Here is a 21,194-nt window from a genome sequence, read left to right on the forward strand (position 1 = left end):
GGGCGTCAGTGGAAGGTTTATCATTGAGGAACGCGAGCTGGACAGAATACCTGAATGTCTAACGGCGCGGGTAATTAAACGAGAGCCGTAAAAAAGGCCGCTGGCGCGGCCTAAATGTATGACTGTTTACTCTAAAACCCACGTTATGCCACCATCGCGGCTTCTGTGGACAGTGTTAAATGCTGGTATATTTTCGTGATATTGCTTTATGACAATTTCACTGTCCGAAATTATCTCAACATCAGCGGTCATCGTGCCGTAGTTGATTCTGCACTGGCCGATGCAATAAATGTGATAAAGCCCTGTTAATACATCACTTCTAAGCGGCTTATGCATACTCTCTCCTGTTTCCTTACTGAATGATTTTGGTACATAGATTTTCACGGGTTAATGCGTTTTTCGGTGTCATCCAGTAATCCCGGATTGTTGAACCAATTCCGCGCTTCTGCATAGTTACCAACATCGATTGCAGCCATGACGTGAGCCAGCGAATTCATAGCGCTGTCACGCGACAAGGTTCCGTTCTTATAACCATCAAGAGCAGCATTGATCAGGTTTTCCATACCTTTATGGTCGGCGGTAGTTAAAGTTTTTTTAGTCATATAAAAGCCCAGAGCTATTGGTTAGTGGAATTGAGAATATGGGGATAAATCCGTGGGTTTCAAGGTGTTAGCCGCGTCAAAAAGTGCTAGATGCAACTGAGGGAACTGGACAGAATGACCTGTATGTCTAACTGCGCGGGGATTAACGAAGCGCTGGCCCTGACCAGGGGTGATTTTTCACTGGCACCACCCTATCCGTTTGTGCAGCTGGCGACACTCAAACAGCGTGCGGAGAAAGCGGGGAAACGGCCGGGAGGACTCCCGCCGGCAGTCAGGCGTACCGGCAGAACCGAGAAAGCGTGCATCTGGGAGATTACTGACCGCACCGCCCGCACCCGGCACACCTGCAGCAGACGGGGTGACCTTCTCTGTGCCGGTGACGCCGCACTCGTTTCGTCATTCCTACTCCATGCACATGCTGTATAACGGGATTCCGCTGAAAGTGCTGCAAAGTCTGATGGGACACAAGTCGAATCAGTTCGACGGAGGTGTATACCAAGGTGTTCGCCATGGATGTGGCGGCGCAGCAGCGCGTGCAATTCTCGATGCCGGGGGCAGAGGCGGTGGCGATCCTTAAAGGTCGGCGCTGAATGGCCGATAGGTGAAACAGGCAGGCCGGTCAAATGACCGGCCTATTTTTTTCCCTGGTGTTTTCTGGCGTACTGCATGGTTGGTGTCTCAGATGTTTAGTAACTCTAAACAAGTTTGATGTTAAGTGATGCTAAACATGTCGTCAATCCCTTATCTGACGACTGCCTATGGTTCCTCAACGACTGAAAGCCGCGCGCCGGCGAGCCGGACTCACCCAGGAAAAACTCGGTGTGCTGGCCGGTATCGATGAGTCCACCGCCCGCTCGCGGATCTCCCAGTACGAGAACGGTACTTACACGCCGGCGTTCACGACGATGTGCGCCCTGGCACGCGTGCTCAACGTGCCGGAGTGCTATTTCTATATACTGGATGAGGGGTTTGCGGAGAAAGTTCTGGGATTATATGAGTCTGAGATTACATCATTACACGATGACAGGATTGTATAATCCTATAATTAAATAATTATAGGATTACATGATTATTCATTATCTTTCAGCCAATTACCAATCAACTCTATAGTGATCTCGGTCATTTCCTTATCTTGTTTCAGACAAGCTAGCTTAAATCTCTTATGCAGGTCTTCGTCGATATTCATCTGCAGTTTCTTCGTCAGCCCCTTAGGGGCCTGAATAGCCTGCAGAGCCGGGTTCAGCTGTTTATGTTGTCCCAGTTTCATCTTCATTGGATCAGCTCCAGGATTTCTTTGGTCATTACATCAATTTCTCCTTTCGCTTGGCTGTCTGTCGTATCATAGACGGTGCCGCCATCCAGCATGGTTCTGATGTATGCCTGCCGCTGGCCTGTCCCGGTTTTTAATGCTGGGATGCCAGTATCGGCAATGGATTCTTTGAGGACTTCCAGCATTTTTGCAGACGACACTTTTTTGGTTATCAGGAACCTGGCTGTTATAGGTTGTAGATTTTGCCTCGCCTCTATAACTGCAATAATTGCGCTGCATGCTGCGAAATCTAGCGGGGAAGGTGTTACCGGGATTAAAACGAGATCGCTAACCATAACTGCAGCCGATGAGATTGCCGAGATTGCCGCGGCGCCATCGATGATGATGAAGTCATAACCTGTGAGCTGTTTCCGAACGGTGTAAACCTCCTTCTCAGAAGACGCTTCCGCCAGGTCGAACTTGCATTTATCTTCCTCATACCAGTTGCCAATACTTGCCTGTGGATCTGTATCGACAACAACTACGCGGAAACCTTGTCTCGCCAGACAGGTTGCAACGTTGATAGACGTCGTTGTCTTCCCGACCCCCCCTTTACCATTCAAAAATGAAATAACGTTAGTTTTCATACATAACCTCACTGTAGAGTAATCCTGTAATCCTGTAATCCTGTAATCCTGTAATCCTGTAATCCTTGGCGGATCTCCGATTAGAATCACATAGTTATTTGATTATGTAAATATGTAATCACATGATTTTGTAATCCTGTAATCCTGTAATCCTGTAATTATGAAATCCTATGATTTTATGATTCTGTAATCTTTTAAGGCTATGGCCAAGAAACTCTGTGTTGCCGTTGTTTCCATTGCAGCGTCACCCATTAACTCGCCGCGCCTAACATAGCCTCGCCTTGGTCTGCGGCAAGTATTCGCTACCGCCGGCTGCTTTACCCGTTCGCACTCCCTCCACGTTGTTCCAGTCGCTTGCGCATGCGGCTTCAGCAGCCGTACCTGCCTCATCCCTTGCCGGCGTGGCTAGTTCTTGCGCTATGGCGAGAAATGGGTTCTCGCCTCCATAGGGAGACAACACCGTGAACAACCAACTTTCCTTCGATGCTTTGCTGACAACTGAAGCGCCAGTGAAAAATGAATCAAGAACCACGCCCAGTGAAGCCAGGAAACTATTTATCAAAACGTTCTCGTGCGTTGCTACTTACCATCGGCGCCTCGATGTTTTCCGTGACTTTATTCGGCTGGCTTCTAATGAACTTGACCTGGCACGCGTGCGATCGGAGGAGGGGAGGGAAGAGGCAATGCAGATTTGTAAACGGTATGAGGCTGCCGATTTAGAAAAGATGCACCATTTGTTCTGTTTCCTGGTTGATGCGTTGGAAGCTGGAATGCATGACCTGTTGGGGGGGGTATTCATGGAACTGGAATTCGGCGCCGCATCAATGGGGCAGTTTTTCACGCCGCTTGAACTTTCGCGCTTGATGGCAAGGCTGACAATCGGAGAACACGTTAACGAGCTGAAACAGCGACCGTTTATTACGTTGGATGAGCCGGCCAGCGGATCGGGAGGGATGGTGATCGCTGTGGCCGAGCACTTGTTAACGCAAGGCTATAACCCGCAGCAGCAGTTGTATATTCGTTGTACTGATATCGATCCGATGGCCGCCGATATGTGTTTTGTACAGCTCGCATTATTGGGGTTGCCTGCAACAGTTTATACCGGCAATACCTTATCCATGAGTATGTCGAAGGTTCGCCATACGCCGATTTATTACATTAATGGATGGGGTGAGAAACTTCGCTTGCTTGATATCGCAACTCGATTCCAAAAAGTGCTGCAAGCGGTTTAGTTTTAGGGAAGGGGAGACAATTCTCCCCTTTTTGCTATTGGTTTCCGGCGACGTTGAGTCGCCAAAAACCAACGATCGGTCGCTTGCAGCCGGCGATGCCGGCGCCGCTTTCACTGCCCGGCCGCTTGTGCGGCCGTTCGCTAAGGCAGCCAGGCTAAAGGCCTGGCACTTTCTGGTGCATCCCCTCAGGCCCGGCATCCGCGCAGAGAGACTGTCCCCGTGACAGACGCTGAGCCGGGGCGCCGCCGGCACAAGGGTAAGCGTTGCCGGCGTCCTCACCCGTTCGCACTCCCTTCCTCCCTGCGGTCGTTTGGTCGCTTGCGCTGCGGCCTGCGGCGCCGCCCTTGTACCGTCAGCTGATACCCCGTCTCGGTCTTGTTGTCACGGCGCCAGGCTCCCCGCGCCGGCGAAAGCCAAAAGGGGAATACACCAGAAAGAAGTCGTAACGGGAGGGTTTATGACGAAATCACTGAAAGAGATGTTGGCCGAGCTGGCTGTTAGCAAACAGGGCAATCCGCTGCAGGACGAGCGCACGGAGGACAATTTGGCCCGCATTTCATTGGCAGCGGAGGCTGTGTTGGCTTTCTTGGCTAGATGTCCGGGTGATGAACGCGACGTCACGTCGATTTTCGCTGATTTAATGGCCGATTTATTCCACTTGGGGCACCGCCTGCACATGGCTGGATTTTATGCCGATTTTCCATTATGGCGGCAGTCTGTATTACTCACCGCCATGGGCCATTTTGACGCTGAAATTACCGAGTTTTCAGAGGAGGTGATTTGTCATCCTCATGCGGCCTTCGCACTGCTGTCGTTCCTAAACAGCCGTAAGCAACCTGATCAACACATCAGCGTATCGGCACGCTTACTTGCGACTGAACTGGTCATGATGAATACCCGTCTTGAATCGTTACCGAAAGCTAATGCACTGGCCGCCGTCATCGCCGAAATCTACAAGTAATCATTAGGGCGGTGCGCCTGCCGCCCTATCTAATTATGGTATCAATATGAATAATAAGATTTATTTTAAGGGTAAAAAGACAATTGAGGTGATCACACATGCGCGTCAACAGGGGAGTGATGTGCTGTTGGTCAAGGATGAGGGGGTGTATTTGATGGCGGCATCGCATGCCAAAGGAAAGCGGTTATTGGCCTATGCGGAAGGGTTGGATCCGACGACCCGTGACAGTAGAGACGTATTTGATGAAGCCTGCCGATTATGTGGCGGTGACGACTTTATGGAGCGTCTCCCGTCGGACGACCCGACCTTTGATCATCTGCTGGAGAAACAAGGTTATCTTGAGTTTCTCATTACACAAACCGAGTTCTGTATGACGTCTGTGGGTTAAAAGCGACGCCCGGTTCGCATTGGTGATAGTTCCGCGGTGTGGCAAAGCCCCCTTGATACTCATATTGAGCATCAAGGGGGCCTGTGGCGGGAACTCTTCAATAATAAAGTGACTCAGTTTGATGCGTAACAACGAAAGTTAGCAACCAATAAACTCATATTGAGTTATTTAAATTACTCATTTTGAGAAACTATAGCTTGATGCGCTCTCTGATTTACTTATAATGATACTCAAATTGAGTAACTAAAGGGTTGTGAAATGCATATTTGCTGTGATGATGGTTCTACCAATGTGAAGCTGGCCTGGTATATGGCGGGGAATTTACATACGACCCTATCGCCTAATTCTTTCCGTCCAGGATGGAAAATCGACGGCATCGGCAGCCGTCGGACGTACAACTATTCCGTTGATGGCCTGAAGTACACCTTTGACGATGTTAGCCAGCAGGCGATCAGCACGACCAATATTGAGTATCAGTACGGTGATACCAATCTGCTCGCGGTTCACCATGCCTTGCTAAACAGTGGCATTGAGCCACAATCGGTTAAGCTGACTGTCACATTGCCAATCAGCGAGTTCTATACCGATGACTGTCAGAAAAACACAGTCAATATTCAGCGAAAAATCGACAACCTGCTTCGACCTGTGACGTTGAATAAAGGAGACGCTTTTACGGTGACAGCAGTTGAAGTGATGCCTGAATCCCTACCGGCGGTGTTTTCTCACTTGGTCCAGGAGAATGTTGGGCCGCTGGAAACGTCCCTGGTTATCGATTTGGGTGGCACAACGCTTGATGCCGGGGTGATCGTCGGGCAATTCGACGATGTGACGGCGATCCACGGTAATCCTACCCTGGGTGTTTCTATGGTGACGCAGGCCGCGCTGACGGCGCTGCGTATGGCGGACAGCGATACGAGCGCCTATGTGGCGGATACGGTGATCCAGCGTCGTCACGATCGGGCCTTTTTGTCACAGCTGATAAATGATGCTTCCCGTGTTGATGACGTTATCGCCGCGATAGAGCACGGTATCACCCGGCTTGGCGATCGTGTAGTGAACGAACTGGCGCGATTCCGCCACGTTAACCGGGTTTGGCTGGTCGGTGGGGGCGCTCCGCTGATAGAATCCGCCGTAAGAAAAGCCTGGAAACTGTCGGCGGAACGTATAACGTTGGTCGAAAACCCGCAAATGGCGCTGGCGAGTGAAATGGCATTGTATAAACAAGAGGGATAACCGTGAGCGAAAACAGCAGTGATACCCGCCGAAAATTTACCAGCTATTTGCAGCTGGACTGCGAGGCAGATCGCCAAGCTCTGAATGTGGTTGAATCCATTTCGCAGCGAGTGCGCGGGGATTTTCTGCGTAATGCCATCATCACAACGGCGGCATTACATCAGCTCGATTCACGATTACCAGTATTGTTGGCCACGATGTATAACGGCCAGTTGACCAGCGAGCAGCTGGTCAACCTGGTCAGTCAAACAACAGGCTGGAGACCCGAAATGGCCGCGATCCGCGACGTGGTTATGGCGTTGTCTGGTGATAATTGTCGATTGGTGGATCCGGTTGAACCTGTACAGCAGCGTAGCGAATTGGGGCCCCTGGATGAGGCTCGCAAGAAATTGGATAAATTGCTCTAAGGGGCAATTATTGCCGGTTTGTCTGCATTTTTGTCTCGTTTAGGGTGCAAAAATTGCCTGTTTTTTAAGGGGGCAATGCATGGATGTTTTTGAGTTGAGATTATGGCGCGCCGGCCAATACTTTTCGCTGTCTGAGGCGCGTTCGCTGCGCCTGGGGAGCCATTGGCGGCAAGAGGATGCCGCCAATGCTCTGGGGGTGTCAGAACGGACTTATCGGACCTATGAAAATAGTGGCGTGTCCCGAACAGCTCGCCTGGGGATCCAGACACTGATGCTGGTCCGCTTGTTACCCGATTTGCGTCGAATGGAGCAACCGCAAATCGTTTTGCAACTGCAGGCGCTAACGCGCCACGATCAGACTACACCTCAGTCCAGGGGCGTGGTATCACTTATTATGCCTTCAGCAGGTATGAAGGCATGGCGAGGGGCGCTGGGTTGGACGCAAAAGCAGACCGCGGATTATCTTGGGGGTAAGCGTCACATTTGAACCGCCTGTCAGAGAGGCCCGCTTTCCCTGAAAATAATGTCCATCATCTGTTTAATGGACATTATTTTATGAGTGAACGGGCATGGTTGTTTGAGGTCTTTCGTCTTCACTATCAGGAACAGCTGTCTCAGAACCGCATCGCCAAACAGCTGGGGCTACCCAGGTCAACAGTCAACAGCTGTTTCCAGCGCGCTATCAAGGCCGGTGTTCGTTGGCCCGTCAACGAACTGACGCTGGAACGCACCCTTTATCCCGGTAAAAAACGGTCACGCTCCTCAGCATCACCGCCGCTACAAACACCGATAACGGCCGTGCCATCAAAACCCAAAAGAAGGGGACGCAGACCCAACTTCCCGCTGGCGTTCAAGCTGGCGCTGGTTGAACAATCAATGCAGCCTGGCGTCAGTACCGCCAGGCTGGCGCGCGAGCATGGCATCAACGACAACCTGTTGTTCAACTGGCGCAACCTTTACAAGCAGGGGCGCCTCGGCACGCCTCTTCCCGCTGAGCACTGCCTGTTGCCGGTGGAACTGGAAGATATGCCATCATCACCGCCTATAACTGAAGCAGATAAAACACCACCCTCCGATGCCGCGGAATGTGAACTGGTGCTGCCTGCCGGCACGTTACGGCTCCGGGGTGCACTCAGTCCTGCCTTGCTGAGCATGTTGATCCACGAGTTGAAAGGAACGCGCCGATGATGTCGCTGCCGGCGGGCAGTCGCATCTGGATCGTGGCCGGCATCACCGACATGCGTAACGGTTTTAACGGGCTGGCTTCACGGGTTCAAAATACTCTGCGTGACAATCCCTTCTCGGGCCAGGCCTTCATCTTCCGAGGGCGCCGCGGCGATATGATTAAAGTGCTGTGGGCCGACGCAGATGGCCTGTGCCTGTTCACCAAACGCCTGGAGCGCGGTCGCTTCGTCTGGCCGGCGGCGAGAAACGGCAAAATTCATCTGACACCGGCCCAGCTGGCGATGCTGTTGGAAGGCATCAACTGGAAACACCCGCAACGGATGGAACGGCCTGGCCTGAGGATATAACCTGTTGTAAGGTAGGGGTATGGTTGCTTCCTACCCCGATGAAAACGCCCGACTCCGGGCGCAGCTGCTGGAGCAGCAAAACACGCTTCGACAAATGGCGGAGTACAATCGCCTGCTCTCGCAACGGGTGGCGGCGTATGCCAGCGAAATCAACCGGCTGAAAGTCCTGGTTGCCAAACTGCAACGCATGCAGTTCGGCAAGAGCTCCGAAAAGCTGCGGGAAAAAACGCAGCGCCAGCTACGCGAAGCGGAAGAACACATCAACGCCCTGCAGGAAGAGCTGGCTGAGACGCTGGGCGAACAGCATGATCCGGCGTTGCCGCAGCCGTTACGGCAGTCCTCTGCTCGCAAGCCCTTGCCAGCTAGCATACCGCGCGAAACACGCGTGCTCCCTCCGCAAGAAAGTACCTGCCCGGCGTGTGGCGGCGGCCTCAGCCTGCTCGGGTGCGATATCTCGGAACAACTGGAGCTCATCAGCAGCGCCTTCAAGGTCATCGAAACGCAGCGGCCAAAGCTGAGCTGTTGCCGGTGCGACACCATCGTGCAATCGCCGATGCCCTCAAAACCTCTCGAGCGCAGCTACGCCGGTCCCGGCTTACTGGCGCGCATCGTCACGGCGAAGTTCGCCGAACACACGCCGCACTACCGCCAGTCGGAAATCTACCGTCGACAGGGTGTGGAGCTGAGTCGGGCCACGCTCGGGCGCTGGTCTGGCGCGGTGAGTGAACTGCTGGAGCCGCTGTATGAGCTGTTGCGGGAGTATGTGCTGATGCCGGGCAAGGTGCATACCGACGACATCCCGGTGCCGGTCCAGGCGCCGGGGAGTGGCAAGACCCGCACCGGCCGTCTGTGGGTATACGTGCGTGATGATCGCAACGCGGGCTCGGTGATGCCGCCGGCGGTGTGGTTCGCGTACTCACCGGACCGCAAGGGCATCCATCCGCAGCAGCACCTGGCCGGGTACAGCGGTATCCTGCAGGCCGATGCGTATGGGGGCTACAACGCACTGTATGAGAACGGGCGCATCACGGAAGCCGCCTGCATGGCGCATGCGCGGCGAAAAATCCACGATGTTCATGTCCGCACACCGACCGACATCACCACGGAAGCGCTGAGACGCATCGGTGAGCTGTACGCCATCGAAGCCGAGATACGCGGCAGCCCTGCGGAGAAGCGGCTGTCGGTCAGAAAAGCGAAGACGGTGCCGCGGATGCAATCGCTGTACGACTGGATCCAGATACAGATGAAAACGCTGTCACGCCACGCGGAGATGGCGAAGGCGTTCGCTTATCTGCTGAAACAGTGGAATGCGTTGACTCTCTACTGCGAGAAAGGCTGGGCGGAAATCGACAACAATATCGCAGAGAACGCCCTGCGCGGTGTCGCGCTGGGGCGAAAAAACTGGTTGTTCGCCGGGTCAGATGCAGGCGGAGAACGTGCTGCGATACTGTACTCGCTGATCGGCACGTGCAAACTCAACGGCGTGGAGCCGGAAGCGTGGCTGCGCTACGTCATCGGACATATCCAGGACTGGCCGGTAAACCGAGTCCGCGATCTGCTGCCATGGAAGGTCGATATCATTTAATATTGAGCGCCTGTACGACCTGTATGTAGCTCTTATAAAAATAACATCACTAATTAAATTATAAAGTTGGTGTTATTGCATAAGTTTAGATATATCACGTCCTGTGAGCCCTCTCACAAACGTAACCTTTATACAAGGAGTACGACGCCGTCGTAATCTTACTTCGTCAATTACTGGCTCATTTAAACGGGCTCAACTTACGAAGAGAGGTTCCAATGTCATATCCACAAACGAAACTATCTGGTCTGACTGGTTTTGCTAAAGCGGCCAACGTTACAGGGGGGTGGTCAGGTTCAGTGGTGAGTATTACCACGCTAGATCAACTTAAAGAAAATATCGCTGACAACACACCGCGAGTCTTGGTGATCGACAGAAACATTTCCGCACCAACCCTCACAAAAGTTCCGTTAGGCGCCAACAAAACCCTGGTTGGCTCCTTTCAAAGTCGTACGCTGAATAACATTCATCTGCGTGCCACGGCGAGCTCGCAAAATATCATATTTCAGAACTTGGTATTTCAGCACTCACAAAGCATCAAGGATAATGATGATATTCAATTATACCTGAACTACGGTAGTAAGTATTGGGTCGACCATTGTTCGTTTGTGGGGCATAGTTGGTCATCAAATGATGGAAGTCTGGATAAGCTTCTATATGTTGGTGATAAAGCGGATTATGCAACCATTAGTAACTGCTTGTTTTCAAACCACAAATACGGTCTAATCCTCGGCCATCCGGCGGACGACAATAACACCGCCTATAACGGCTTCCCTCACCTGACACTATGCCACAACCATTTCGAAAACATGGAGGTCCGTGCACCTGGCCTGATGCGTTACGGTTATTTTCACGTTTATAACAACTATATTAACCATTTCCACCTTGGTTTTACGCTGGCGCAAAACGCCAATATCCTTTCCGAGAACAACTATTTTGGTGCGGGTAGCGAGAACAACGGCATGTTGGATGACAAAGCCAACGGTACTTTTACTGATACAGGCAGCGTTCCCGCCATCACAAATCAGAAATCGCCAAAAGCGAATTGGACAGCGTCGTCCAATTACAGCTACACCCTTAAAACCGCCGTGCAGGCGAAAGCCTTTGCCACCACTAACGCCGGAGCACAGTCTGCTTCGCTGGTATTTGGAGGATAATCAGGTAGTGACGTAAATTTATAAAAAAGGTTCCGGAGGGGGATTTGTCTCCTCTCCGGAGCATTATAGTAAGCATCAATACGGTCTGCATGTGACGCTTACTCTTGGGGTTTCGCTTCGGACCGTCAAGAACTATGAGCAAGGGGTTTTGCCGCGTCGACTGATGTTGGCCGCACAGGCTGTTACGCTGATAACGTTGTTGCCGGTCTGGGCAACCTATCCGTCAGCCAGGTTACTGCAGGTTCTGGAGCAACTGGTTAATATTGAAGTGAAATAACACACTGTTTATGGTGGCCAATTCTGGCCACTCAAAGGATCCCCGGCCTTGCCGGGGCCCCATCTCTGACTTCAACTTCTGCGATTTGCATTTTTTCCGCCCTGCGGGCGGGGATCTAAATGGTATGTCGTCGCCTGGGCTTACGCCGTAGCCCGAACGTAGCCGTGCCGCTGCGCCTGCAAGGGTACGCGTTGCCCATATCCTCACCCGTTCGCACTCACTCTCTCCCTGCTGTCGTTCGCTCGCTTGCGCATGCGGCTTGCGGTATGGCCCCTGCATTCTCCGCTTTCCGCACGTCTGTGTTTTGGCTACGGCGCAAGCCGATATCCGACAACCTGACTGGAGAAGAATTATGCCGAATTGGTGTGCAAACCGCCTTATCGTGACTGGGACGCCTGATCAACTTACCGCTTTGGCCGAATTTTCACATTGCGAAGGAAGTGACAGTTTTTTCAGCGATGTTGATGTTGCATTAGTGGAGTTCGACGGTGAAATACAGCTGGATTTTCATACCCGGTGGGCTCCCCCTGAAGGTTCCGAGATCCGCAGTCTGAGTAAGCGTTTCTCCTGCCATATTTGCCACACGTTTTGCGAGGAGGGGGAGGGTTTTTGCGGGTATCACGTCTATTCAAGTGGCGAATATATAGATAGTGCCAGTGACGATATTGAATGGTCAGACGATCTGGACGAATACGGATATGCCGAGGTTGTAGGCCCGGAGTATGTCTTGGGGAATGTACCAGATTACGGTGGTTAACGATTTTCTCGCGCTCCTGACAGGGCGCTTAACTGAATAATACGGAATATTAGGATGCTTGCAAAAATGACTATCGCAGGGCTTATTGCCCGGCTAAACCGTTATCCCAATGACGCGCTGTGCGTGGCCAGTTTTTGGCTGGATGATGATTTTCTCGCGTTGGATGCAACGTTGACGGCTGACGATATTGAGCTGGCGATGGAGGTTGTCCATGACAATCATGATGCCAATATTGGCATCAACTGGGACGTGCTGCAGAACGCGATTGATATTGTAAAAGTTCAAGAGTGATAGCTTGCAGCCGGTCTATGACCGGCGCCGCATCCACTGGCCGCCATGGGCGGCCGTTAAGGAAAACCGTTACAACGGCTTCATGGCGCACTTTTCCTGGCATCTTGTGCCGCGGCGTTCACTTATGCTGTGACGGACGCTGCCCCGTTCCGGTACGACAACAAGGGAAAGCTGGCGCCCGCTGTCCTCACCCGTTCGCACTCCCTGCGGTCGTTTGCGCTGCGGCTTCCGACATCGCCCTTGCTGTCGTCCCCAATGGAACGTGGCGGTCTGGTGTCACAGCAACGTGCTCCCCGCTCTGTGCAAGAGCGAGAAAAAGTGCACCATAAGTGAAGCCGGAGAATGAAGTATGAATACTGCAGTAAACGCCACCCAGCCAGCAACAGAAGTGAGCAGAATTGAAATTACCGATCCGCGTCGCCGTTTAGCTTTTGTACCTCAATTATTCGCCACGCCGGTAGGTGAACGCTTGGCCATCAACTTTTTAAGCAGACACAGCAATTACGATGGGGGAATGTGGAATTTTTATGAGGTTCCAGTAGGGCTCACCGGCCGAGTCGGGCCATGGGCTGACATGATTATTAACCACCCAACCGGTTACATCGCGCCAGCGGATGGGGTTTATCGTTTAACTATTCCGGGTAATTACTTCGATGCTGATGTTTCGGCGGATGCTGCAGGGATCATCGCAACGCTTTTTGTTTTGAATCACCTTTCCTGGAAAGCTTCAGAACTGGGGAAAGATTATGCGCTGACCTGTCAACGATTAATCGAGCGCCAAGATGCGCTTAAAGATTACATCAGTATCATTCAACACCCTGAAAAGTCGCTGATATTCCAAGCCATCGATTAATAATTTATCCGGGCGAGTAGCCCGGATATCTCCTCCACGTGTGATGTATCGACGTTGCGCGCGTTTGGTTTTTAGCGACGTTGAGTCGCTAAAAACCAACGATCGGTCGCTTGCAGCCGGCTTCGCCGGCGCCGCTTTCACTGCCCGCCCGCTAATGCGGCCGTTCGCTAAGGCAGCCAGGCTAAAGGCCTGGCACTTTCTGGTGTATCCCCTCATGCCCGGCATCCGCGCAGAGAGACTGTCCCCGTGACAGACGCTGAGCCGGGGCGCCGCCGGCACAAGGGTACGCGTTGCCGGCGTCCTCACCCGTTCGCACTCCCTTCCTCCCTGCGGTCGTCCGTTCGTTTGCGCTGCGGCCTGCGGCGCCGCCCTTGTACCGTCAGCTGGTACCCCGTCTCGGTCTTGTTGTCACGGCGCCAGGCTCCCCGCGCCGGTGAAAGCCAAAAGGGGAATACACCAGAAAGAAGCCGGATTGGCCTACCGCTGGATGAAATTCATTACTGATGGAGGAGTTAACCATGCCAAAGACCATAACTAAACCAAAAGCTAACAAAGCAGAGCCGAAGAAAAACGCGGCGGCGAAGTTTGTCGAAGCCGCGCTGGCCAAGGCCGAGCGTAAAAATCTCATGCTCAAAGAGCTGACTTTTTCGGATCAGAACGCGCGTATTACCCCTCGCTCTGAGGAAGATATTGAGGAGATGGCAACCAGCATCGAGGCCACGGGTCTGTTGCAGAATCTCGTCGTTCACCGCATGGCGGATGGCCGATACGGTGTGGACGCCGGTGAGACCCGCCGTCTTGGGATGGATTTGTTGATGGTGCAAGGGCGTTCAGCTGCTGGCGTCCCGGTAACGCCGGAGTTTATCGTTCCTGTTTTAGTCGTCGATCAACAGGACGCCTATGCGATTTCTGTCGCGGAGAACGTGCGCCGCACCAACCTGCAACCTGCCGATCAGCTCGAAAATATCCGTTTGTTGGCGATGAAAGGAACGCCCCCTGAGCAAATCGGCGCCATCCTCGGCTTCAGTACCCTGCATGTTAAAAAATGCCTTAAGTTGACAACCGTAGCCCCTGCGCTGCTGGAGCTGCTGAAAAAGAATCAAATCAATTTTGACCAGCTGGCGGCGTTGGGCGCGACGGATGATCACCAGCGCCAGCTTCAGGCATGGGAAAAGAGCAGCTATTACGCGAACCTCCGCAAACCGAAGGCGTTACGCGAAGCTGTGTTGAACGATGAAGTGTCGGCGGCAGACAGCCATATCGTTGAATTTGTCGGACTGGAAGCCTATCAGGCTGCAGGGGGGGAAACTCGAGAAGATCTGTTTGCTGAAAGCGTCATCCTGACAAATCCGCTGATGCTGGAGACGTTGGCTATGGCCAAGCTGCAGGCTGCGGCAGATGAAGTGGCGAAAAATGAAGGGTGGGCATGGGCGGTTGGCCGCAGTCGAGAGGTGCGGAGTTATAACGGAGACGAAAAGACCTTCGAGATCCTTTTTGTTCAGGCGAAATTGAGCGACGAATTGCAGACAGAGATGGATCAGCTGCTCACCGAGCAAGAACTGCTGGATGACATGTTTGATACTGCTGGACTCGATGCAGACGAAGAATGGGAACATGCGCCGCGCGTTGAGCAAATTGAGGCGCGCATCAACGAGATCAACGACGCCGCCGAGATCAATAAGTGGTCGCCGGAAGTTCGTGCGACGGCGGGCGTAGTCGCTTACCTGAAAGATGGCCAGATCCAAATCCAACGCGGCTTGATGAAAGTGGAAGACATCAAGCAACAAGAAAAAGCCAACCGCGAAGAAATCAAGAAGAACACCCCACCGTCAGAAAAAGGGCTTTCCCAAGTATTGGTGGCAAGTTTGTCCGCCGAACGTACTTTGGCAGTATCTGCGGCGCTGGCGCAGAACACCAACGTCGCGATTGCACTCCATACGTTCACGCTGGCACGGCGGGTGTTCGACGCGGGATATTTCTATGTGTTGCACACCTCTGTAGAAAGCATGCGCAGCGGCTGCTTATCCCAGTCAGAAGAGGCTGGCAGCGTGAATGGTATCGCTAACCTGAAACTTAACGAGATGCATGAGAGCTGGTTGAACCAATTTCCTGAAAATTGGAGCGAAAGCTTTGAGTGGCTGCTGGCGTGGCCACAGGGTGATGTTCTCCGGTTGTTGGCATACTGCGTTTCCCACGGCCTCGATGGCCGAGACAGTTATCTCAAGGATAAGCGGGTTGGCACCAAGCTGGATTCGGTAGAAAAAGCCCTCGATTTCCAGATCGGGGAATGGTGGAAGCCGACGAGTGACAACTATTTTTCGCGGATTGGCAAAGACCAGATCGTTGATGCTCTCAATAGCGCCGGTGAAACCGGGAAGGCCAAAGATGCCGAGGGCATGAAACGTAAAGATGCCGCTGAGTTCGCCGCGGCGGTGCTGAGCGAAACCGGTTGGTTGCCGAGCTGCATGGCACCGCAGCCGCAGGCCGATACGGAAAACCGGGCTAATGCTACGGCCAGTTCTACAAACGCCAATGATACTGACGCTGACGACAGCGCTGCCGCCTAACTGACAAAGGAGCTGCCGCCCTCGGGCGGCAGAACAAACATTATGAAAAACCAAAAATTAAGCCTTGCGCAGTTAGCCGTAATGAGTGCCTTTGAGCTGGAGCAGTATCGTGACCGGGGCAGGGAGGCGCGTCGTCAGTTGAACAACGTTGTTCTCGGCCAACTGGCGCTGCCGGATGGGTGGAACGCCATTGCGGAAGAGGCCAGCGAGTTTTGCGGGCAGGTGCCTGTTGTTTGTCGTATCAGTCCAACAGGGGATGACAATCTGGCCATTTACCTGTGCAGTGCTGGGAGTGAAGTGCCGGAATGGTCAGCCTTTCTACCATTCCAGGAATCAACAAATCAGGCTGACCAGGGAAATCGTGTCGCCTGGTTACATACTGCGGAGAATTTTGACCCGGAGACGGTCAACAAGGTGTTGGAGACTGTCGGTGATTACTACCGGCACGGGTTTAACCAGTCAGCGCAGCTGGCCGCCGCTCTACGGATGGGAGGGCTGTGCGTATGATCCCGAACAGCCGCGCACTGGTGCCGATAAACGAATATCAGCATGCCGCCGTCCACGCCGTGGCATTGGTCGAGCGCAAGAAGGAGCAGGGCAAGCGGCTCGCTGAATTCCCGTATGCCAAAGCCTTTTTTAAAGTGTTGAACAATGGGCGGGTGCAGGTTTTAGCAAACGACATTCGCCTGATTTCATCCAATTATTTTCCTAATGAACGGGGCGGTGCAAACATCGCGCATTATGTAGCGGCATTGGACAGACTGATCGAAAGCGGTGGACAGTACAGCCCGCTGCCGCTTGCTGGGGATGTCGCTGGCAAGCTGTTCCCGGCTTACGATGTCCTTTGCCGTGAGCGCCGCGAACGGCAGTGGGATATGCAGTATGAACGACAGGAACGGCGGCGTTCTCGTGAAGAACGGCAAAAGCGCCGACGCTACCAAAACCAGTTAGCGCAGGCAGAAGTCGAGCTGGCGTTTTCAACGCCGAGCACCCTTGGGACATGGTATGCACGTTGGAGCAAGCAGGACATATTTGAAGACGATCTGGTTGAAAGCGTTCTGACATGGGTAGAAAGATTCCCCAGTATGGCAGGCAGGGGGTTGCAGCATTACAAGAGCGACGCATTGTGGAGCGTGATGGATCGATTGACGCGAGCAGATGCTGATATTTCTGAGACAGAACGACTATTTAATGCACTGCTCATTCCAAATAAGTTAAGGCTTGCTGCAGGGGAATCTGCAATAGATACTGAGTTAAATTTGTCCTAAGAAACAATAAACTGAGAAGGCGCCAAGTGGCGCCTTTTTGTTATTGGTATGTCAGGCAGACCACGGATGCTGGAGCTTCCTCCGGTGGCAGGCCGCTCGCGACCCGCCATCAGCCCTACTCGACTAGCAGTCCGCACGCGGTCAGCAAGTCTCGCCGAACCCGCGTTGCGGTTTCGGGCCAGTAGGCTAAGGTCTGAAAGCCAAAATCAAGATCGACAACCTACGCTTGCAGCCGGCTATGCCGGCGCCGCTCCCACTGATCGCCCCTAGGGCGGCGATCGCTAAGGGCGACCCGTCGTTCCGCCGTGCCGAGGGTGTTCATCCTCATCAATTCCCTGTGGCCATCTCTCTGAGAGTTTTTGCGGAGGGCTATTCGTAGCGCCATTCCGTTCAAAAAACAAGGTTCTGGCAAGCCACGCCGCAAGCGGCGCCCTTGTTTTTCTCCGGGCCTGTCGCAACTCGGCCCTACGCCGCAAAGAACTCGCTGAGATATGGAATCACAAGAGGAATAGACCAGAATGAACCCCGATAACGTCAACGTCAAAACCGCCGCTGCAGAATCTGCCGAGATATGTGAAAAGGCAGGAATGTGCGAACCAGAGGCCCCAGAGCCGTGGGAAAAGCCCGGCGTGCAATATCCTGCCGCCGTTCGAGCGTTGGAAATGGAGTTTTGCTATTTAGACGATCTGAATGACCTGTATGCGCAAAGCAGCACGTCACCCGACGAGCTGGAGCAGGCGCTCTATGTGATTTTCGGCCGGATGACTGAGCTTGTCCAAAGCTGTGGTGCTGATTATAAGCAGCCGGACAAACCGCGAGTTGCCTACGAAATGATCCAATATTGGGTCAGAGCGCAACGGGTCGCACAGCGTGACTACGGGGAGATCGGTCAGCGCGCCTGGGAGCATGCACGTTACAGACTGGCGCAAGAGATGGCAGTGGAGTATTCGTACAACTGACAAGCTGGACGATTTTTATCAAAAAGACCTGTTAACAGGTCTTTTTGGTGGTATAATAAGACCACTTAACAGGTCTTATTAAGTCGAGGATACCATGCCAAATATCATTCTGAGTGACACAAGTGCGAGCATCAGCGAGCTGAAGAAAAACCCAATGGAAACCGTTGGCGCCGGCGCCGGGTTTCCGGTGGCCATACTGAACCGCAATAAGCCAGAATTTTATTGCGTGCCGGCGGCGCTCTACGAGCAAATGCTCGATGCCCTCGATGATCAGGAGCTGGTGAAATTGGTCAATGAGCGTCGTAGCGAAGCGCTGGTTGATATCGATCTGGATCAGTTCGCATGACGTATACGGTCAAATTTCGTGAGTCGGCGCTGAAAGAGTGGGGCAAGCTGGACAAATCGCTGCAGCAGCAGTTCGCCAAAAAGCTGAAAAAATGCTGCGAGAACCCGCATATTCCGTCAGCAAAACTGCGGGGGATGCCGGGATGTTACAAAATCAAGCTGCGCGCCTCGGGGTTTCGTCTGGTTTACGAAGTGATCGACGATTGCCTGATTATCGCGGTGGTTGCCGTCGGCAAACGTGAGCGCGGCGATGTGTACCAGCTGGCCAGTGAACGTCTTAAATAAAAAACCATGCAGGCAATTGGCCTGCATTAATCTCACTGCGGATAATAACGAGAATTTACTGTCGTACAGGCAGATGCATTAAAATTAAGCTATGAGCTTCCTCCGGTGTCTGGCCGCACGCGTCCAGCCATCAGCCCAACTCGACTAGCCGCCCGCCTGCGGTCGTCAAGTCTCGCCGAACCCGCGTTGCGGTTTCGGGCCAGTCGGCTATGGTCTGAAAGCCAACTGCAACATCAAAGACTAGCGCTTGCAGCCGGCGATGCCGGCGCCGCTTTGACTGCCCGCCCGCTAATGCGGCCGTTCGCTAAGGCAGCCAGGCTAAAGGCCTGGCACTTTCTGGTGTATCCCCTCATGCCCGGCATCCGCGCAGAGAGACTGTCCCCGTGACAGACGCTGAGCCGGGGCGCCGCCGGCACAAGGGTACGCGTTGCCGGCGTCCTCACCCGTTCGCACTCCCTTCCTCCCTGCGGTCGTTTGGTCGCTTGCGCTGCGGCCTGCGGCGCCGCCCTTGTACCGTCAGCTGATACCCCGTCTCGGTCTTGTTGTCACGGCGCCAGGCTCCCCGCGCCGGCGAAAGCCAAAAGGGGAATACACCAGAAAGAAGCCGTTGCGGCTTCTGAGTTACTGACTAACGGGAGTGGTTATGTCAACGATCGAGCAACAGCAGCAACAACAAATGGTTTTTTATATTCCGGGAACAACGTGGCCACTGGATGTCGCAATCTGGCTGGAAGATCGCTTTGTCACGTCGTCAGGCAAAACGCTTGAACAGCTACAGCAGCGTAATCCTGCATGTGTTCTGGTGTCGTATGAAGAAGCGAAGCGCGGGATGTATGAGGCCGCAAGTCTGCCTGTCCGTCGTATCAGCAAAGATGAGTACATGGACAAGTTGGAGATGTTGCCGCCGCTCGATTGGAAGTATTTTGATGGCCAAGAATCTTTCAAGATGATGGAAATGTATTGCGGGAATATTACCGATATTTTCGCCCAGCTTGGCAATAGCTATTTTGCGATGCGCGATCATGTTTCGTTACCACATGCTGAGATCATGCAGCGTGTGCGTACATTTATAGATGCCGAGTCTGCGGCCGTAGCAGCCTGAATAGTTTCCCTCGGTGTTAGCAACACCGGGGGATCCTCGATAAGAAGGAAATCGACAATGATTATTGATGACTATATCGCGGCAATCGGTCGTAAAATTTGGGAACAATGGCAAGAAAATAAACCGGTAATTATTCCAGCTCTTAAAGGTTTTGAGTGGGCACAGTTGCTCCGCTACTTAGAACTAAAACGGGGCTATGCGTGTTGACTCATGATATGAACTGAGCCACCCAATTGGGTGGCTTTTTATTTCGGCTGTCGCCTGTCTGCGGCGTCGAGCCGCTGACAGGCGAACAAAGCGCTTGCAGCGGGCTGAGCCCGCGCCGCTTTTGCAGTTTCCATCAAGATGAAAACTGTAAGGCTATCAGGCTCCGCCTGATGTTACGTTTTGGTGTTTCCATTTCCTCTGCGGTGCTTAGCGGCATGTCTTTTGCTGTGACAGACCTTGTGCCGGGGCACCTACATCGCAAGGGTTCGCTACCGCCGTCCATCCTCGCCCGTTCGCACTCACTCAACGCAGTTTCGTTCGCTTGCGCATGCGGCCTGCGGTGTCGCCCATGCGTTGCAGGTTTATACCCCGTCACGGTCATTGCGTCACAGCACAAGACGCGCCGCTCCGGCAAAACCGGAATAAATGGCAACACCGAAAACAGACTGAAGGGGATGAATATGAAGCGACTGTATAGCGGATTTCGCCAGGCAAATGTGATCCGCCAAACTCGACCATTGACAAATGATGAGTTATTCCGTCACGTACCAAGTGTTTTCTCTGAAGAAAAACATGCATCACGTAGTGAGCGTTATACCTACATACCAACGATTAATTTGTTGGATAGACTCCGCGAAGAAGGTTTCCATCCATTTTATGCTTGCCAAACAAAAGTTCGCGATGATGATAAACGTGGTCACACGCGGCACATGCTAAGGCTTCGTAGAAATGGTTTCGGTCAAAATGATGAGGTTCCTGAGATTATTTTACTTAATAGTCACGATGGGAGTAGCAGCTATCAAATGATTCCGGGCATATTTAGATTTGTTTGTAACAACGGTTTAGTGTGCGGCGACACGTTCGGGGAAGTCCGTGTTCCACACAAAGGGGATGTTGTTGGAAGAGTGATTGATGGTGCTTATGAAGTGCTAAGTTTTTTTGAAAAAGTAACGGATTCTCGTGATGAAATGAAGGCGGTTATTCTTGATAAGAACGAGCAACATGTGTTTGCTGATGCCGCATTAGGGTACAAATATTTTGGAGAGCATCAACCAATAACAGCAGAACAGGTGCTGAGTCCACGACGCTGGCAGGATAAGAAAGATGATTTGTGGACAACGTTTCAAAGGGTGCAAGAAAACATAATAAAAGGTGAAATACCTGGAATCAGCGCCAACGGAAAGCGAAACAGAACTCGTGCAGTCAATAGCATAACTGGCGATGTAAAGCTCAATAATGCGTTGTGGAAAATGGCAGAAACCATGAAAAACCTGAAGTCGTAATGATAGGGTT

Annotated in this window: 26 protein-coding genes and 1 pseudogene; 24 read left to right on the plus strand and 3 right to left on the minus strand. The window is 52.7% G+C overall.

Going from position 1 to position 21,194, the window contains the following annotated elements:
* Nucleotides 1-380: 380 nt before the first annotated feature.
* Entirely contained in the window at nucleotides 381-602 is a 222-nt protein-coding gene (locus SSARUM_RS24155; protein WP_128885020.1) for a hypothetical protein, read from the minus strand.
* 99 nt (nucleotides 603-701) lie between these two features.
* On the opposite strand from SSARUM_RS24155, the pseudogene SSARUM_RS24160 reads away from it, so the two are divergent.
* Nucleotides 702-1,192 (plus strand): annotated as a pseudogene (locus SSARUM_RS24160) (tyrosine-type recombinase/integrase); the annotation flags it as partial.
* Nucleotides 1,193-1,360: 168 nt separating this feature from the next.
* A complete protein-coding gene (locus tag SSARUM_RS24165; RefSeq protein ID WP_128885021.1) occupies nucleotides 1,361-1,639 on the plus strand; it encodes a helix-turn-helix transcriptional regulator in 279 nt (92 codons plus the stop codon).
* A gap of 32 nt (nucleotides 1,640-1,671) precedes the next feature.
* Here SSARUM_RS24165 and SSARUM_RS24170 read toward each other — a convergent pair whose 3' ends face one another.
* Together SSARUM_RS24170 and parA are read right to left on the minus strand one after the other, a co-directional pair.
* Complete coding sequence (locus SSARUM_RS24170; RefSeq protein ID WP_128885022.1) at nucleotides 1,672-1,875, minus strand: plasmid partition protein ParG; 204 nt, start codon at nucleotides 1,873-1,875, stop codon at nucleotides 1,672-1,674.
* Nucleotides 1,872-2,498 (minus strand): ParA family partition ATPase, encoded by a 627-nt coding sequence (gene parA, locus SSARUM_RS24175; RefSeq protein ID WP_128885023.1) that lies wholly within the window; start codon nucleotides 2,496-2,498, stop codon nucleotides 1,872-1,874. The genes SSARUM_RS24170 and parA overlap by 4 nt, the downstream gene beginning before the upstream one ends.
* 461 nt (nucleotides 2,499-2,959) lie before the next feature.
* On the opposite strand from parA, the gene SSARUM_RS24180 reads away from it, so the two are divergent.
* From SSARUM_RS24180 to SSARUM_RS24285, 22 genes are all read left to right on the plus strand, one after another.
* Nucleotides 2,960-3,730, plus strand: a complete 771-nt coding sequence (locus tag SSARUM_RS24180) for an N-6 DNA methylase (protein WP_128885024.1) — start codon at nucleotides 2,960-2,962, stop codon at nucleotides 3,728-3,730.
* Between the two features lie 457 nt (nucleotides 3,731-4,187).
* Nucleotides 4,188-4,691, plus strand: a complete 504-nt coding sequence (locus tag SSARUM_RS24185; protein WP_128884948.1) for a hypothetical protein — start codon at nucleotides 4,188-4,190, stop codon at nucleotides 4,689-4,691.
* 46 nt (nucleotides 4,692-4,737) lie between these two features.
* On the plus strand, nucleotides 4,738-5,079 hold the full coding sequence (locus SSARUM_RS24190; RefSeq protein ID WP_128884949.1) for a DUF3085 domain-containing protein: 342 nt from the start codon (nucleotides 4,738-4,740) through the stop codon (nucleotides 5,077-5,079).
* Between the two features lie 258 nt (nucleotides 5,080-5,337).
* Nucleotides 5,338-6,312: a plasmid segregation protein ParM domain-containing protein gene (gene parM / locus SSARUM_RS24195; RefSeq protein ID WP_128884950.1), complete on the plus strand. Its 975-nt coding sequence runs from the start codon at nucleotides 5,338-5,340 to the stop codon at nucleotides 6,310-6,312.
* Nucleotides 6,313-6,314: 2 nt separating this feature from the next.
* A complete protein-coding gene (locus SSARUM_RS24200; protein WP_128884951.1) occupies nucleotides 6,315-6,719 on the plus strand; it encodes a plasmid partitioning/stability family protein in 405 nt (134 codons plus the stop codon).
* Nucleotides 6,720-6,798: 79 nt separating this feature from the next.
* Nucleotides 6,799-7,206, plus strand: coding sequence for a hypothetical protein (locus tag SSARUM_RS24205; protein ID WP_128884952.1), 408 nt, complete (start codon nucleotides 6,799-6,801; stop codon nucleotides 7,204-7,206).
* Between the two features lie 68 nt (nucleotides 7,207-7,274).
* Nucleotides 7,275-7,907 (plus strand): IS66-like element accessory protein TnpA, encoded by a 633-nt coding sequence (gene tnpA / locus SSARUM_RS24210; protein ID WP_128884953.1) that lies wholly within the window; start codon nucleotides 7,275-7,277, stop codon nucleotides 7,905-7,907.
* On the plus strand, nucleotides 7,904-8,251 hold the full coding sequence (tnpB, locus tag SSARUM_RS24215) for an IS66 family insertion sequence element accessory protein TnpB (RefSeq protein WP_128884954.1): 348 nt from the start codon (nucleotides 7,904-7,906) through the stop codon (nucleotides 8,249-8,251). Before tnpA ends, tnpB begins: the two co-directional genes overlap by 4 nt.
* Before the next feature lie 19 nt (nucleotides 8,252-8,270).
* A complete protein-coding gene (gene tnpC / locus SSARUM_RS24220; RefSeq protein ID WP_128884955.1) occupies nucleotides 8,271-9,836 on the plus strand; it encodes an IS66 family transposase in 1,566 nt (521 codons plus the stop codon).
* A 215-nt stretch (nucleotides 9,837-10,051) separates the two neighbouring features.
* A complete protein-coding gene (locus SSARUM_RS24225) occupies nucleotides 10,052-10,990 on the plus strand; it encodes a pectate lyase family protein (protein WP_128884956.1) in 939 nt (312 codons plus the stop codon).
* A 629-nt stretch (nucleotides 10,991-11,619) separates the two neighbouring features.
* Nucleotides 11,620-12,024: a DUF1281 family ferredoxin-like fold protein gene (locus SSARUM_RS24230; RefSeq protein ID WP_128884957.1), complete on the plus strand. Its 405-nt coding sequence runs from the start codon at nucleotides 11,620-11,622 to the stop codon at nucleotides 12,022-12,024.
* A gap of 54 nt (nucleotides 12,025-12,078) precedes the next feature.
* Nucleotides 12,079-12,315 carry a hypothetical protein gene (locus tag SSARUM_RS24235; RefSeq protein WP_128884958.1) on the plus strand — a complete coding sequence of 79 codons (237 nt, stop codon included), beginning with the start codon at nucleotides 12,079-12,081 and terminating at the stop codon, nucleotides 12,313-12,315.
* A gap of 349 nt (nucleotides 12,316-12,664) precedes the next feature.
* Nucleotides 12,665-13,168, plus strand: a complete 504-nt coding sequence (locus tag SSARUM_RS24240) for an antirestriction protein (protein WP_128884959.1) — start codon at nucleotides 12,665-12,667, stop codon at nucleotides 13,166-13,168.
* 518 nt (nucleotides 13,169-13,686) lie between these two features.
* On the plus strand, nucleotides 13,687-15,735 hold the full coding sequence (locus SSARUM_RS24245) for a ParB/RepB/Spo0J family partition protein (protein ID WP_128884960.1): 2,049 nt from the start codon (nucleotides 13,687-13,689) through the stop codon (nucleotides 15,733-15,735).
* A gap of 42 nt (nucleotides 15,736-15,777) precedes the next feature.
* Nucleotides 15,778-16,242, plus strand: coding sequence for a conjugation system SOS inhibitor PsiB (gene psiB, locus SSARUM_RS24250; protein WP_128884961.1), 465 nt, complete (start codon nucleotides 15,778-15,780; stop codon nucleotides 16,240-16,242).
* Nucleotides 16,239-17,003, plus strand: coding sequence for a plasmid SOS inhibition protein A (locus SSARUM_RS24255; protein ID WP_128884962.1), 765 nt, complete (start codon nucleotides 16,239-16,241; stop codon nucleotides 17,001-17,003). The genes psiB and SSARUM_RS24255 overlap by 4 nt, the downstream gene beginning before the upstream one ends.
* Nucleotides 17,004-17,521: 518 nt before the next feature.
* The gene (locus tag SSARUM_RS24260) at nucleotides 17,522-17,962 is read left to right on the plus strand and encodes a dehydrogenase (RefSeq protein WP_128884963.1); all 441 of its coding nucleotides are present in this window, start codon (nucleotides 17,522-17,524) and stop codon (nucleotides 17,960-17,962) included.
* Between the two features lie 94 nt (nucleotides 17,963-18,056).
* A complete protein-coding gene (locus tag SSARUM_RS24265) occupies nucleotides 18,057-18,308 on the plus strand; it encodes a type II toxin-antitoxin system Phd/YefM family antitoxin (protein WP_128884964.1) in 252 nt (83 codons plus the stop codon).
* Nucleotides 18,305-18,592, plus strand: coding sequence for a type II toxin-antitoxin system RelE family toxin (locus SSARUM_RS24270; RefSeq protein WP_125460859.1), 288 nt, complete (start codon nucleotides 18,305-18,307; stop codon nucleotides 18,590-18,592). The genes SSARUM_RS24265 and SSARUM_RS24270 overlap by 4 nt, the downstream gene beginning before the upstream one ends.
* 643 nt (nucleotides 18,593-19,235) lie before the next feature.
* Nucleotides 19,236-19,694 carry a hypothetical protein gene (locus SSARUM_RS24275; protein WP_128884965.1) on the plus strand — a complete coding sequence of 153 codons (459 nt, stop codon included), beginning with the start codon at nucleotides 19,236-19,238 and terminating at the stop codon, nucleotides 19,692-19,694.
* 57 nt (nucleotides 19,695-19,751) lie between these two features.
* Nucleotides 19,752-19,901 (plus strand): hypothetical protein, encoded by a 150-nt coding sequence (locus SSARUM_RS24280; RefSeq protein WP_161568991.1) that lies wholly within the window; start codon nucleotides 19,752-19,754, stop codon nucleotides 19,899-19,901.
* A gap of 461 nt (nucleotides 19,902-20,362) precedes the next feature.
* Complete coding sequence (locus SSARUM_RS24285) at nucleotides 20,363-21,184, plus strand: DUF932 domain-containing protein (RefSeq protein WP_128885025.1); 822 nt, start codon at nucleotides 20,363-20,365, stop codon at nucleotides 21,182-21,184.
* Nucleotides 21,185-21,194 lie beyond the last annotated feature (10 nt).

It is taken from the genome of Serratia sarumanii (assembly GCF_029962605.1).
Classification (GTDB): domain Bacteria; phylum Pseudomonadota; class Gammaproteobacteria; order Enterobacterales; family Enterobacteriaceae; genus Serratia; species Serratia sarumanii.